This window comes from Mesorhizobium sp. M0848 (assembly GCF_040319805.1).
In the GTDB taxonomy this organism is placed as follows: Bacteria; Pseudomonadota; Alphaproteobacteria; order Rhizobiales; family Rhizobiaceae; genus Mesorhizobium.
In genome coordinates, this window is record NZ_JAMYOM010000004.1 from 244,614 (window position 1) to 258,652 (window position 14,039).

Here is a 14,039-nt window from a genome sequence, read left to right on the forward strand (position 1 = left end):
CAAATATGCCGCTCCGCTTCCGGGCAATCACTTGGCCCCTTGCGCGGCTTCTTCAATTTTCGACCTACTGGGATCGGGCTCGTTTGTGCCCGAATGACATCATGGCTCGTTTCAAGATCGATTTGCGCGCGAGCGCCTTTCGCAGCGTTCTTGGCTTCACGCTCACCCATTGGCGGCGCCAGCCCTGGCGGCTCTCGCTCATCATGGGCAGCTTCCTGCTGTCGACGCTGGCCGATGTGCTGACGCCGCTCTACTCCGGCCGGCTGGTCGACGCCGTCGCCAGCAGCGCCGGCGCCGACGCGATTGCCTGGAATGCCGCGATGACGGCGTTCTCGATGCTGATGGCGTTGGCGCTGGCCGGCGTCGTCTTGCGCAATCTTGCGTTCATGGGGATCGTCGAGTTGACGTTGAAGATGATGGCCGACATCGCCGCCGATGCTTTCCATCGCGTCCAGCGCTTTTCCACCGACTGGCATGCCAACAGCTTTGCCGGTTCGACCGTTCGCAAGGTGACGCGCGGCATGTGGGCGCTCGACCTGCTCAACGACACCATCCTCATCGCGCTGCTGCCGTCGGTCGTCATGCTGGTCGGCTCGACGTTGCTGCTCGGCTGGTTCTGGCCGTTGATGGGTGCGGTCGTTGCTGCCGGTTCGGTGCTGTTCATCACGGTGACGGCGCTGCTGTCGCTTGGCTATGTCGCGCCGGCGGCAAGGCTCGCCAACACCTGGGATACCCGCCTCGGCGGCTCGCTGGCCGACGCGGTCAGCTGCAACGCCGTCGTCAAGGGCTTTGGCGCCGAGGAGCGCGAAGAACGCCGACTGGCCAAGGTCGTCGCCAAATGGCGTGCGCGCACACGGCGCACCTGGGTGCGCGGTACCATCAACGGCACCACGCAAGGGGTGCTGCTGCTGGTCATGCGCGCCGCGGTGATCGGCCTGGCGCTGATGCTGTGGTCGTGGGGGCAGGCGAGCGCCGGCGACGTTGCCTTCGTGCTGACCTCGCTTTTCGTGCTGCAGGGCTATCTCAGGGATATCGGCACGCATATCCGCAATCTGCAGCGCTCCATCAACGATATGGAAGAGCTGGTCGATTTCCAGTCCGAACCGCTCGGCATCGAGGACCGGCCAGGTGCCGAGCCGATCCGGATCACCGAAGGACGGATCAGCTTTGACAACGTCACCTTTCACTATGGCCATCACCGATCGGCGCTTTACCGCGACTTTTCGGTCGATATCGCGCCGGGTGAGCGCGTCGGGCTGGTCGGCCATTCGGGGTCGGGCAAGACCACCTTCGTCAAGCTTATCCAGCGGCTCTATGACGTGAATGCGGGGCAAATCCTGGTCGACGGCCAGGACATCTCGCAGGTGGCGCAAGCCTCGTTGCGCGGGCAGATCGCCATCGTTCAGCAGGAGCCGATCCTGTTCCACCGGTCGCTGGCCGAAAACATCGCCTATGCCAGGCCGAGTGCGACGCAGGAGGAGATCGAGCATGCCGCGAAGCTGGCGAGTGCGCATGACTTCATCACCAACCTGCCGAAGGGCTACGGCACGCTGGTCGGCGAGCGCGGCGTGAAACTGTCGGGCGGCGAGCGTCAGCGCGTGGCGATCGCGCGCGCCTTTCTTGCCGATGCTCGCATCCTGATCCTCGACGAGGCGACATCGAGCCTCGATTCGGAATCGGAGGTTCTGATTCAGCAGGCGATGGAGCGGCTGATGGTCGGCCGCACGACGCTGGTCATCGCGCACCGGCTTTCGACGGTGCGGGCGCTGGACCGGCTGCTGGTCTTCGATCGCGGCAACATCGTCGAGGAAGGCTCGCATGACGAACTGATCCGGCTGAAAGGCGGCATCTACCGTCGCCTGTTCGAACGCCAGGCGTTGGAACTGACCAAGGGACTTGTGAGCTGAATTGAGGCGGCCTGCAGCTTCGGCCGGAGGCCGCCTCTGTCCGGCACGGTCAGCCCAGCGGGCTGGACCAGGGCATGCGATCGCAGGGCCGCGGCCAACCCGCCGATCAGCGCCGTGATGCTGGCCGACTTGATTTGCCTGTGAAGTCCTGTCCGGATAGTAAGTCTTGAGACCTCTGTTCATCATACCGACCGAGATACGTTGTTTCTACCATTGGTTGATATATATCCGATGGAGAGCAACCTACGGACGTTCTTCACGATGCATCTTTCTGCGAATGCCGAGGAAAAGTTGGCTGCGCCGTCAGTGCTGGAATCTCAGCATGGCTCGGTTCGTCCGCTCGCTGCCGAAGATCTCGAGCGCGTCGCCGCACTCTTCCTGACGAAGTTTCGCCGGCGGCGGCGTCACCTCCTAGATCGCGCAATCGCCGAGACGGCCGCGTATATGAGAGAGATTTATCTCGACCCTGTCGGCCACTCCGGTGAAAGCAACGCTCTTGTCCAGATCAACCGGCACGGTCGTCTGGGTGGGTTCCTCGGCGTTCTGAAAGCCCGCTACGAGCTCAATGGAGCGGCATTGAATGCGGCGATCATCGGGCCGCTCATGGCCGACCCCGGCACCGATGACGGCTCGGCCGGTCCCCAATTGCTGCGTGCCTTGCATCAAGGCGAATTCGATCTGCAGCTGACCGATTCGGCCAACCGGACATCCTTGGCCTTCGCGCGCCCGATGAAGTATCAACTCCTTCCGGTGCATTGTCTGGGATGGACATATGTTTTCCGGCCGGCGGCGATGGCCGCCGCCGCACTGCACCGTAAATGGCCTGGCCTGCCTCGCCTTGTACTCGATCCATGCGCGAGAGCATTCGATGCTCTCGCAAAGAAAAGGTTCGAGCCACCGGTCCTCCATTCATCGTCGCATCGCACCCATCGTGAGCCGATCGATGCCGTTCAATTTGCCGAGAAGCTGCCGACCCTCCTGTCTGGTTACGCTCTTCGGCCGAGTTGGAAGGATGGGGAGCTGCCACGACTGCTTGCGCTGGCGGCCGAGAAGCGGGCCGACGGCCCCCTTCATTTCGGTGGGACCTACGACGAAACGGGCAAAATGCTCGGTTGTTATGCCTTTTATGGTCAAGCCGGCGACATGGCGAACCTGTTGCAGATCCAGGCATCCGGATCGCACTGGGGCGCGACGCTGGATGCGCTTGTCGCCGCCGCATGGGAGATGGGCTGCGTGGGTATCACCGGACAGACGCAGACCAGATTCATACCTCAACTCTTTGGCTACAAGAATGTCTTCTTCCGCTATGCCGGGGGAACGATGGTCCGCTCGCGGATCGCCGAGGTCACGGAAGCGGTCCGCTCCGGCGACATCTTTATCGGTGGATTGGTGGGCGACCGCTGGACCCGCCTCAGTTCCGATGATTTCGGCCGCTGATCGCCTTCAACCGGCAGGATTGCGAACTCGGGTAACGGGTTCCTTCGCCGGCGCGTAGGCTGACGGAGCATTAAACGAAAAAACCGCCTGTGCGGCGGGTCACTGGCGCAAATCAGAACCATACCCAAATATGTACCATAGCTGAGGGCACCGAGTCAAGAAAAAATTCCTATCGTGAAAAGCTGCCGGCACAAAATGGGCACCGCCGGCCTGGGCGCCGTCGGAGGCGTCCACCGTCCGGTCTTTTCATTCCAGCCGCCATGTTCTATGTCTGCCGGCCAGCGCGGGGGCGCGTCTTGTCAACCACAAAAGCATCCGGTACGCCCCGTTCATGACAGTTACCGTTCGTTTCGCCCCGTCGCCGACCGGCCGCATTCACATCGGCAATGCGCGCACGGCTCTGTTCAACTGGCTGTTCGCCATGAACAACAAGGGCCGATTCATCCAGCGCTTCGACGACACCGACATTGCGCGCTCGAAGCAGGAGTTTTCCGACGCCATCCTCTACGACCTGCATTGGTTGGGCATTTTTCCCGACGCCACCGAGTACCAGTCGCGGCGCTTCGAAATCTATGACGCCGCGGTCGAGAGGTTGAAGGCGGCAGGCGTTCTCTATGCCTGCTATGAAACGCCGGAGGAACTCGATCTCAGGCGCAAGGTGCGCCGCACGCGCGGCCTGCCGCCGGTCTATGGCCGCGAGGCGTTGACCCTGACGCACGAGCAGATCGCCGAATACCAGGCCGATGGCCGCCAGCCGCACTGGCGGTTTCTCCTCCCCAATTTCTCAGGCGATCCACAACAGCCGGAACGCACCGAAATCCACTGGAACGACCTGGTGCGCGGCGAGGAAACCGTCGATCTGGCCTCGCTTTCCGATCCGGTCCTGATACGCGAGGACGGCACCTATCTCTACACGCTGCCTTCTGTCGTCGACGACATCGAGATGGGCGTCAGCCATATCATCCGGGGCGACGACCACGTCACCAACACCGGCGTGCAGATCGCCCTGTTCCAGGCGCTGGCTGCCGAGCCGCCACTGTTCGGCCACCATAATCTCCTGACCACCGCATCGGGCGAGGGCTTGTCGAAGCGCACCGGCGCACTCTCCATCGAGAGCCTGCGCGAGGACGGCATCGAGCCGATGGCCGTCACATCATTGGCCGTCCTGGTAGGCACTTCGGAGAATGTCGCGGCGGTGCCGACGATGGGCGAACTCGCCGAACGCTTCGATCCGGCGGCGACATCGAAATCCGCCGCCAAGTTCGATCCGGACGAGCTGTTCGTGCTCAACCGGTCGCTGCTGCACCACATGCCGTTCGCCGAGGCACAAGACCGTCTGATCGTGCTCGGCGTCTCCGGCGATCAGGCCGAACCGTTCTGGCTGGCGGTGCGCGGCAATCTCGACAGGCTGGCCGATGCGGTCAACTGGTGGCGTATCCTGCGTGAAGGACCGCAGGAGAAGCCGGAATTTTCCGATGACGACCGCGATTTCCTTCGACAGGCCTTCGATCTGCTGCCGGAGGAACCTTGGACCGCGACGATCTGGAAGGACTGGACGGGCAACATCAGGGAAGCGACCGGCCGCAAGGGCAAGGCGTTGTTCATGCCGCTCAGAACAGCCCTTACCGGACTGCCTTCGGGGCCGGAGCTTGCAGATCTATTGCCGCTGATGGGTCGGGAAGGAACGTTGGCCCGACGACCCTGACCTTCCGCTGTTCCGGCGGCAAGGCTGATATCGGCGACGTCACCGGCTTGGCTGAAACCCGCTTGATCGTCTCGCGGTCGAGCCCGCCTTCCTGATTGGCCAGCGTTTCGGGATCGGCACCTGGATCCGGTTTGGAGATCGGCACCGGAATGAACGGTGCGGAGTCCGTCTCGGGTTGCAACTGTTCCGGATTCGGCGGATTGCCGGCGATGATCTGAAAACCCTGCGCGGCGGCGTTGCAGCCGCAAGCCGGCGGCCGCGATATATCGGGCTGCTTGTAGAGATAGGCGGTCGGCAATTCGCTGTAGGGCCGGCCGGTGACAGATGACGTCATTGAGGCCGAATCGTCGCCCATGCCGCGCGAGTAGAAAACCTGCATTTCGGTGCCGGGGCAGCTCGATTCGCAATTCTTCTGGTCACGTTCGAAATCGCCAGCCGAGGCTGAGTTCGACATCGGGAAGAAGTAGCCGTCGCAGGTGCGCACACAGGAGGTGTGGAACTCACCGCCGACGCTCGGAAAATCGGGTATGCCGGGCTGGTTGAGCACCCGGCGGACATTGCGCTCCTCGCCTGGATCGCCGGGCGGGCTAGGCTCATCAAGCATATCGAGTTGCTGGCTGTTGCCGCCAAAAAGCTGATTGAACAGGTTTGCGCTGCCGCCGTCGCGGTTGGCTTCCTGCAAAGGCGTCCGCCGAGGCGCTACGATGTCGTCGCGGCAGCCCTTGGCGTCAAGCGCCGCCAGGATGCGTCCGCGGTCGCGGCGAGAGCCGCCGCCAGCCAGCCGCTCGCGCTTGTTCTGCAAGGCGTCGAGATTGGCATTCATGCGGCCGATCGTGGCGTTTAGCCCGGCGCATTGATTGAGGTTGCGGCCAAACAGCGAAAAACCGCACCCGGCCCGGCTCGCCTGGCTGCGAGCCTTCGAAATCTGCTCATGTTGCCTGGCAATTGCGGAATCGTATTTCCGGACTAGCGCCGGACCGCCGCCGCGCGAGGACGCGGCTAGATCGGCTTCCAGCTGGCGGCAGACCCGCGAAGCAGCCTGTGGCTCGGCCACCCCCCAGGTTGCGGACAACAGGAGGCCAAGCAGCACGGCAGCATGCGCCTGCTTCCACCCTCCGCTTGCCATCCGCCCAAACTCCGCCTGCCAAATCCCGACTGTTAGCCCCGCAAGGCTAGCGTGTTCGCGGTTAACTGCAGTTTACCGCGAAATCCGTGTTCAGCCCAGATTGACGACCGCCTGTGCCTTGTGGGCGGCTTCGACCACGGCAAGCGCCGTCATGTTGACGACGCCGCGCGAGGTGACGGACGGCGTCAATATATGCGCCGGCATGTCGGTGCCGAGCAGGATCGGCCCGACGTGTAGCGCATCCGTCATGGTTCTGAGCGCCGTCAGCGTGATGTTGGCCGAATCGAGGTTGGGGAACACCAGCAAATTGGCTTCGCCCTTCAGCCTCGAATGGGGATACACGCGCTGGCGCAGGTGCTCCGACAGAGCAGTGTCCGCATGCATCTCGCCATCGCATTCAAGGTCAGGCGCGATGCGCGCCAGGATCGCCGCTGCTTGCCGCATCTTCAGGGCACTGGGCGAATCGCGCGAGCCGAAATCGGAATGCGACAAGAGCGCTGCCTTAGGCTCGATGCCGAAGCGCTGGATTTCTTCCGCCGCCAGCACGGTCATTTCGGCGATTTCTTCCGCCGTCGGGTCGACGGAGACGTGGGTGTCGGTCAGGAAGATGATGCCGCGCTGCGAGATCAGCATGGAAAGCGTCGACAGGTCGTGGTCCTTGATGCCGGCGCGGGGGCCGATGATCAAGGTGACGTTGCGCAGATGCCGCTCGAAGCGGCCTTCGAGGCCGCAGACCATGGCATCGGCATCGCCGCGCTTCAGCGCAAGCGCTGCGATTACCGTGTTGTCGGTGCGCACCATGGTGCGCGCGGCCTCCGTCGTCACGCCACGCCGGCCGGCGAGTTCGATCAAAAGGTCGACATAATGGCGGTAGCGCGGATCGTCTTCCGGGTTGATCAGGCCGAAATCGACACCGGGCTTGATGCGCAAGCCGTAGCGCTTCAGGCGCACCTCGATGACGTGCGGGCGGCCGATCAGGATCGGCTCGGCGATGCCTTCCTCGAGCACCACCTGGGCGGCGCGCAACACGCGCTCATCCTCGCCGTCGGCATAGATGACGCGCTTGGCGCTCGATGCCTTGGCGGAGGAGAACACCGGCTTCATCACCAGGCCGGAGCGGAAGACGAAGCGGTTCAGCTTGTCGATATAGGCGGCGAAGTCGGTGATCGGCCGCGTCGCGACACCGGTGTCGCAGGCTGCCTTGGCGACCGCGGGCGCTATGCGCAGGATCAGGCGCGGATCGAAGGGCGAAGGGATCAGGAATTCAGGGCCGAAGATCGGCGTCTCGCCGGAATAGGCGCGTGCCGCGACATCGGATGGCTCTTCGCGTGCTAGCGCTGCGATCGCCCGCACCGCCGCCATCTTCATCTCCTCGTTGATAGCGCTGGCACCACAGTCGAGCGCGCCGCGAAATATGTAAGGAAAACAAAGTACGTTGTTGACCTGATTAGGAAAATCAGACCTGCCTGTGCAGATCATCGCATCGGGACGCGCCGCACGCGCCGTTTCCGGCATGATCTCGGGATTGGGGTTGGCCAGCGCCAGGATCAGCGGTTTTGGCGCCATGTGCTCAAGCAGTTCCGGCTTCAGCACGCCTGCCGCCGACAAGCCGAGGAAGACATCGGCGCCCGATATGACGTCGGCCAGCGTGCGCGCCTCGGTGTCCTTTACATAAGGGTCTTTCCAGCGATCCATCTCATCAGTGCGGCCCTTGTAGGCAACGCCGAAACGGTCGGTGACCCAGATGTTTTCGACTTTGGCGCCGAGCGAGACCAGCAGGTTGAGACAGGCAAGGGCGGCAGCCCCGGCGCCGGAGGTGACGATCTTGATGTCCGATATGGTTTTTCCGGCGAATTCCAGCCCGTTGAGCACGGCGGCGGCGACAATGATGGCGGTGCCGTGCTGGTCGTCGTGAAAGACCGGTATGGCCATGCGGGCCTTCAACTGCTCCTCGACCTCGAAACATTCCGGCGCCTTGATGTCCTCGAGGTTGATGCCGCCGAAGGTCGGCTCCAGGGCCGAGATCGTCTCGACCATGCGCTCGATGCCGGGCGCGTCGATCTCGATGTCGAAGACGTCGATGCCGGCGAATTTCTTGAACAGGACGGCCTTGCCTTCCATGACCGGTTTGGAGGCCAGCGGGCCGATATTGCCGAGGCCGAGAACGGCCGATCCGTTGGTGACGACGCCGACAAGATTGGCGCGCGCGGTATAGTCGGCGGCGGTCGCCGGATCGTCGCGGATTTCCAGGCACGGGGCGGCGACGCCAGGCGAATAGGCGAGCGCCAGGTCGCGCTGATTGCCGAGCGGCTTGGTCGCCTGGATCTCGAGTTTTCCCGGCCTTGGGTGCTTGTGGAAGTAGAGGGCGGCTTCGTCGAGGTCCGAACGTGCCGTCTTTTTGCTCTCGCCTTCCATGCGGCCGCTCCCTCGAAATCTGGCTGGAGATTCCCTTTTAGCATGCAGCCGTGGTTTTTCGCGACGCTAATTGACGCGCCGAGAGCTTTACCCGGTGGCGCGTCGAAAGCCACAATTAATCAGATGCTTATCTTGATTTTCTGACAGACCATTCCTGCAGTTTCACGGACAAGTTGATCAGAAGGCGCTGACGTAGAGACCACCATCGACCGGTATGTTCTGCCCGGTCAGATAGCCGGCATGGACCGAGCACAGGAAGGCGCAGATCTGGCCGAATTCCTCCGGCGTGCCGAGCCGCTTGGCCGGAACGTCGGCGCTGATGCGGGTCTTGCGCGCGGCTGCGGCCTCAGGGCTTTCGACACTGCCGGCCTCGTGCGGCCCGCGCAGCCGGTCGGTGTCGAGCTTACCCGGCAAAAGACTGTTGATGGTCACGTTGCGGTCGATCACCGTTCTGGCCACGCCGGCAAGAAACGAGGTCAGGCCGGCGCGCGCGCCGGACGAGAGATCAAGGCCGGGAATGGGCACATAGACCGACAACGAGGTGATGTTGACGATGCGGCCGAAGTCGCGCTTGGCCATGCCGTCGAGGACAGCCTGCACCAGCTCGATCGGCGTCACCATATTCTGGGTGACGCCTTCGAGGATCTTTTCGCGATCAAGCGTGCGGAAGTCGCGAAGCGGCGGCCCGCCATTGTTGTTTACGAGGATATCTGGCTCGGGACAGGCCGCGAGCAGCGCCTTCTGCACCTCGGGCTTGGAGACGTCGCCGACGACTTCCGTCACCGACACGCCGTAACGCTCGCGCAGCTCCGCGGCGGTCTTGGCCACCAGTTCGGCGTTGCGGCCATTGACGACGATGTCGCAACCGGCCTCGGCCAGCGCCATGGCGCAGCCTTTTCCGAGCCCCTTGCTCGAAGCGCAGACGATGGCCTTCTTTCCGCGGATACCAAGATCCATGACGATTTCTCCTGTGATTTGGCCGGCAGGCTAGTCCTTCGGCTGGACCAATCGCAACCGTCATACGGTTGTTGCATGAATCGGGGCATAGGCTCGCGAAAGCAACGGTGAAATCGCGATGTCCGGCCAAGAGCCCCGCACTTTCCGCAGCATGTTCATTTCCGACGTCCATCTGGGCTCGAAGGCGGCCAAGGCCGAGTTCCTGATCGATTTCCTTCGATATCACGATGCCGATATCATCTATCTGGTGGGCGACATCGTCGACGGCTGGCGGCTGCGACGGAGCTGGCATTGGCCGCAAAGCCACAATGACGTCGTGCAGAAACTGCTGCGCAAGGCGCGCAAGGGCGCCAACATCACCTACATCGCTGGCAACCATGACGAGTTCGCCCGCCAGTTCCAGGGCGTGCATTTCGGCGGCATCGTCGTCGCCGACAGCGCCATCCACGAGACCGCCGACGGCAAGCGCCTGCTCGTCATCCATGGCGACCAGTTCGACACCGTCGTCCACAATGCGCGCTGGCTCGCCTATCTCGGCGACCATGCCTATGACGCGGCCATGCTGGTCAATCGCGTGGTGACGCGGCTGCGGCAACTGCTCGGCCTGCCGTATTGGTCGTTTTCGTCCTGGGCCAAGCACAACGTCAAGAAGGCGGTGAACTTCATCGGCTCGTTCCAGACCATGCTTGCGGACGAGGCGCGCCGCTCGCATGTCGACGGCGTCATCTGCGGCCACATCCATCATGCCGTCATCGAGAATTTTGGCGATGTCCAGTACATCAACACCGGCGACTGGGTGGAAAGTTGTACGGCCGTGGTCGAGCATTTTGACGGCCGCATGGAAATTCTGACCTGGGCGCAGGTGCTGCCCGAAGCGCCGGACGAGCCCTTTATCCCGTTGCTCATCGAAGATCGGGTAGGGCAGGCGGCATAGTCCGAAGTCTTTTCGGGCTTCGGAATCAATCAATTAGTCCAACCGGTTTCGTCCGGTTTTCGTCCATGTTAAGGGATCGACACGCGTTGCCGTCCGGTCGAATACAGCGCGATTGGATCGATTCATGGCCCTGCCGCAGCTCTCGTCCGAACAACTCGTCAAGCCGCGCCATTTCGAACTGCGCATGAGCCTGATCTTCGCGACGCTGTACGTGCCGCTCGGAACGCATTTGCCTTATTTTCCACTGTGGCTGCAGGCCAAGGGTTTTCACGCCGAGCAGATCGCCGTCATTCTGGCGGCGCCGATGTTCCTGCGCGTGGTGACGACGCCGTTACTGACCGCGCTGGCCGACCGTGCCAGGGACCGCGCCGATGTCTATGTCGCGCTGATGGCTGCATCACTGCTCTTGTCGGCAGGCTATTTCCTGCCGCCGACCTATGCGATGGTGCTGGCGGTCTCATTGGCGCTGACCATTGTCTGGACGCCGCATTCGCCGATCGCCGATTCGCTGGCGCTTTCGGGTGTCCGCCGCTTCGGTTCGAACTACACAAGCATGCGCAAATGGGGCTCGATCTCCTATCTCTGCGCCAATGTCGCCGGCGGCTTCATTCTGTCGGCAACCGGTTCGCAGGCCGTTCCGGTTGTCATTCTGGCGGCGTTTGCCGCGGCCCTTGCCGCCGGCCTGCTGGCGCCGCGTCTAGGCCGTCCGCGGCGCGCCTCACCGCTGTCGGCCGCCGACATCCAGCATTCGGCGCCGAAGCTTCTCAACCCGTATTTCCTGTATTTTTCCGTCGGCGTCGGCGTCATCACCGCCAGCCACGCATTCCTCTACGGTTTCGTCTCCATCTATTGGAAATCGATCGGCATCAGTGATTCGGTTGTCGGTCTCTTATGGGCTTGGGGTGTGGTGTCGGAAGTCTGCATGTTCATGATGTTCACCCGCTTTTTTGACCGGTTCTCCGTCGTGTCGATCATGGTGATGGCGGGGATCGGCTCCATCGTGCGCTGGATCGCCTTTCCGCTGGTCTGGCCGCTCGGCCTCGGCATTCCCGGTTTCTTCGGTGTCCAGTCGCTGCACTCGGTCTCGGTGGCGCTTGGGCTGATCGGCCTGCAGAAGATGATCGGCGAAACCGTCTCCGAGGAGCGGACAGGTGCCGCGCAAGGCATTGCCTATTTCTCCAACGGCTTCTTCATGGCGGTGGTGACGCTGGCGTCCGGCCCGCTCTACGACCGTCTCGGCGTGGACGGCTTCTTTGCCATGATCCCGATCGCCTTGATCGGGCTGGTGCTCATCGGGCTTGCTGCGCGCTCAGCCCCACAGCGCCACATCGGGCGGTGACACCAGCGATCCCTGGTAGATAAGGCCCGGTACCCGGTCGCGGGCAAGCAGCAGCGGACCGTCGAGGTCGACGAAATCGGCATGCTGGGCAAGCAGCACCGCTGGCGCCATCGCCAGTGACGTGCCGACCATGCAGCCGACCATCACGCCGAAACCGAGTTCGCGGGCGCGATCGCGCAGCACCAGTGCCGCAGTCAGGCCTCCCGACTTGTCGAGCTTGATGTTGACGGCATCGTAGAGACCGACAAGCGCTTCGAGATTCTCAGCCTCATGCACGCTTTCATCGGCGCAGATCGGCACGGGATGGGCGATATGGCGCAGGATCTCGTCACGACCGGCCGGCAGCGGCTGTTCGATCAGCGCGATGCCTTGTTCGGCGGCAAAGGCGAGGTTCGCAACGATGTTGTCGTCGCTCCAGCCCTCATTGGCGTCGAGGATGATGCGGCTGTCTGGCGCTGCCTGCCTGACCGCGCGGATGCGGGCAATGTCGTTGTCGCCACCGATCTTGACCTTGAGCAGCGGCCGCGCGGCATTGGCGCGGGCCTGCGCCGCCATCGCCTCCGGCTCGCCCAGCGACAGCGTGTAGGCGGTTTCGAGCGCCTGCAAGGGAAGAGCACCTATCGCGACTGCTACCGAGGTTCCGCTGAGCTTTGCCTCCAGATCCCACAGGGCGCAGTCTATGGCGTTGCGGGCGGCTCCGGCCGGCATAGCATCGAGCAAGGCTGTCCGGCTGATGCCAGCGGCGATTCGGCCGCGCATGGCCTCGATCGCGTCGCGCACGCCCTCCATGGTCTCGCCATAGCGCTTGTAGGGGACACATTCGCCGCGGCCGAAGTGGCCGCCGTCGCCGATCGTGCAGGAGATCACCTCGGCTTCGGTCTTGGAACCGCGCGAAATGGTGAAGGTTCCGGCGATGGGAAAACGCTCGGCCTCGACCGAAATGACACGCGCCATATTTTTCTGCTCCTGCTATGCGACAACCGTTGTCGGCAAATCGACAGGTCAGACCCGTCAGGCTAAACAGGACGCCATGTTGACCATCGGCAAGCGCGACGCAAGCGGCACGACCGCAGGGGAGGCTGACCACGAACCGCGCGTGGCGATCGGCGAGGAGGATGGCGTTCTTGGCTGCGCTTTCTCCGGAATCTGGACCACAAGGACCGTCGCGCTCATCGACGCCGACATGCGCAAGATCGAAAAGCGAAGCGGCTTCAAAACCTTGGCGCTCGATGTTTCCAAGATCGAGAAGATGGACACCGCCGGCGCCTGGCTGATCGACCGGCTGGTCAGCGCCTTCGAGAAGAAGGGCGTCGAGATCCAGATGCAAGGCCAGAGCGAGATCGCTTCGATCCTGCTCGAAGCTGTCGGCGAGGCCGTGCGGCGCGAACCCGAATCCGGCCCGGCGCGACCGCCCAACATCGTCATTCGCGCGCTGGAGGCGGTTGGCCGCCGGGTCTACGAGATGCGCGACGATTTTCTCGCCTCGATGAACATCCTCGGCGCCACCATCCGTGGCGCGCAGATGAAGCTCGGCCGTGGCCATGCCGTCAACCCGGCGGCGATTTTCAACCAGATCGACCGCATGGGCGTCGGCGCCATTCCGGTGGTGGTGCTGATGTCGGCGATCGTCGGCGCCATCGTTGCCCAGCAAGGCGCCTATCAGCTCAGCTATTTCGGCGCCGATATCTTCGTCGTCGATCTGGTCGGCGTGCTGATCCTGCGCGAGCTTGGCGTGCTGATGACGGCGATCATGATCGCCGGCCGCTCCGGCAGTGCGATCACCGCCGAGATCGGCTCGATGAAGATGCGCGAGGAGGTCGACGCGCTGAAGGTCATCGGGCTCAACCCGATCGGCGTCCTGGTCTTTCCGCGGCTCGTGGCGCTGGTCATCGCCTTGCCGTGCCTGACCATCATCGCCAATTTCGCCGCACTCGGCGGCGGCATACTGGCTGCCTGGCTCTATTCCGACATCCCGCCCGCCGCCTTCATCGACCGGCTGCGCGTCGCCATCGATCTCAGCACCATCTTTGCCGGCCTGATCAAGGCGCCGTTCATGGCCATGATCATCGGCACGATTGCCTCGGTCGAAGGCATGAAGGTCGGCGGCAGCGCCGAATCGCTCGGCCAGCATGTTACCGCTTCGGTTGTGAAGTCGATCTTCGTCGTCATCATCCTCGACGGACTTTTCGCCATGTTCTACGCAGCGATCGAGTTCTGAG

At 63.0% G+C, this 14,039-nt stretch carries 10 protein-coding genes; 6 read left to right on the forward strand and 4 right to left on the reverse strand.

The annotated features are described in order from the left end of the window. Positions 1-101 precede the first annotated feature (101 nt). From NKH95_RS06495 to gltX, 3 genes are all read left to right on the forward strand, one after another. Complete coding sequence (locus tag NKH95_RS06495; RefSeq protein ID WP_023810568.1) at positions 102-1,907, forward strand: ABC transporter ATP-binding protein; 1,806 nt, start codon at positions 102-104, stop codon at positions 1,905-1,907. 231 nt (positions 1,908-2,138) lie between these two features. Continuing rightward, entirely contained in the window at positions 2,139-3,344 is a 1,206-nt protein-coding gene (locus tag NKH95_RS06500; protein ID WP_352440280.1) for a hypothetical protein, read from the forward strand. Between the two features lie 331 nt (positions 3,345-3,675). Beyond that, positions 3,676-5,049, forward strand: coding sequence for a glutamate--tRNA ligase (gltX, locus tag NKH95_RS06505; protein WP_352775667.1), 1,374 nt, complete (start codon positions 3,676-3,678; stop codon positions 5,047-5,049). Here gltX and NKH95_RS06510 read toward each other — a convergent pair. The 3 genes from NKH95_RS06510 to NKH95_RS06520 all read right to left on the reverse strand — a co-directional run bounded on the left by NKH95_RS06510 (position 4,967) and on the right by NKH95_RS06520 (position 9,547). After that, on the reverse strand, positions 4,967-6,175 hold the full coding sequence (locus NKH95_RS06510; protein WP_352891211.1) for a DUF2865 domain-containing protein: 1,209 nt from the start codon (positions 6,173-6,175) through the stop codon (positions 4,967-4,969). The genes gltX and NKH95_RS06510 overlap by 83 nt on opposite strands. A 90-nt stretch (positions 6,176-6,265) precedes the next feature. Further along, entirely contained in the window at positions 6,266-8,590 is a 2,325-nt protein-coding gene (locus tag NKH95_RS06515) for an NADP-dependent malic enzyme (RefSeq protein WP_352552978.1), read from the reverse strand. 177 nt (positions 8,591-8,767) lie between these two features. Next, positions 8,768-9,547, reverse strand: coding sequence for an SDR family oxidoreductase (locus NKH95_RS06520; protein WP_352891213.1), 780 nt, complete (start codon positions 9,545-9,547; stop codon positions 8,768-8,770). Positions 9,548-9,665: 118 nt separating this feature from the next. Here NKH95_RS06520 and NKH95_RS06525 point away from each other — a divergent pair, with 118 nt between their 5' ends. Then, a complete protein-coding gene (locus NKH95_RS06525; RefSeq protein ID WP_023810575.1) occupies positions 9,666-10,481 on the forward strand; it encodes a UDP-2,3-diacylglucosamine diphosphatase in 816 nt (271 codons plus the stop codon). A 124-nt stretch (positions 10,482-10,605) separates the two neighbouring features. Next, positions 10,606-11,820 carry an MFS transporter gene (locus NKH95_RS06530; RefSeq protein ID WP_023810576.1) on the forward strand — a complete coding sequence of 405 codons (1,215 nt, stop codon included), beginning with the start codon at positions 10,606-10,608 and terminating at the stop codon, positions 11,818-11,820. Here NKH95_RS06530 and dgcA read toward each other — a convergent pair. Further along, entirely contained in the window at positions 11,791-12,774 is a 984-nt protein-coding gene (dgcA, locus tag NKH95_RS06535; RefSeq protein WP_023810577.1) for an N-acetyl-D-Glu racemase DgcA, read from the reverse strand. The two genes, NKH95_RS06530 and dgcA, sit on opposite strands and share 30 nt — an antisense overlap. Positions 12,775-12,850: 76 nt before the next feature. On the opposite strand from dgcA, the gene NKH95_RS06540 reads away from it, so the two are divergent. Continuing rightward, the gene (locus NKH95_RS06540) at positions 12,851-14,038 is read left to right on the forward strand and encodes an MlaE family ABC transporter permease (protein WP_023810578.1); all 1,188 of its coding nucleotides are present in this window, start codon (positions 12,851-12,853) and stop codon (positions 14,036-14,038) included. Position 14,039: the final 1 nt, after the last annotated feature.

Bases quoted from the DNA above. Each gene is read 5' to 3' on its own strand.
- NKH95_RS06540 (WP_023810578.1), top strand. From the start codon at position 12,851: ATGTTGACCATCGGCAAGCGCGACGCAAGCGGCACGACCGCAGGGGAG.
- NKH95_RS06520 (WP_352891213.1), bottom strand. From the start codon at position 9,547: ATGGATCTTGGTATCCGCGGAAAGAAGGCCATCGTCTGCGCTTCGAGC.
- NKH95_RS06495 (WP_023810568.1), top strand. From the start codon at position 102: ATGGCTCGTTTCAAGATCGATTTGCGCGCGAGCGCCTTTCGCAGCGTT.
- NKH95_RS06515 (WP_352552978.1), bottom strand. From the start codon at position 8,590: ATGGAAGGCGAGAGCAAAAAGACGGCACGTTCGGACCTCGACGAAGCC.
- NKH95_RS06525 (WP_023810575.1), top strand. From the start codon at position 9,666: ATGTCCGGCCAAGAGCCCCGCACTTTCCGCAGCATGTTCATTTCCGAC.
- NKH95_RS06530 (WP_023810576.1), top strand. From the start codon at position 10,606: ATGGCCCTGCCGCAGCTCTCGTCCGAACAACTCGTCAAGCCGCGCCAT.
- NKH95_RS06500 (WP_352440280.1), top strand. From the start codon at position 2,139: ATGGAGAGCAACCTACGGACGTTCTTCACGATGCATCTTTCTGCGAAT.
- dgcA (WP_023810577.1), bottom strand. From the start codon at position 12,774: ATGGCGCGTGTCATTTCGGTCGAGGCCGAGCGTTTTCCCATCGCCGGA.
- NKH95_RS06510 (WP_352891211.1), bottom strand. From the start codon at position 6,175: ATGGCAAGCGGAGGGTGGAAGCAGGCGCATGCTGCCGTGCTGCTTGGC.
- gltX (WP_352775667.1), top strand. From the start codon at position 3,676: ATGACAGTTACCGTTCGTTTCGCCCCGTCGCCGACCGGCCGCATTCAC.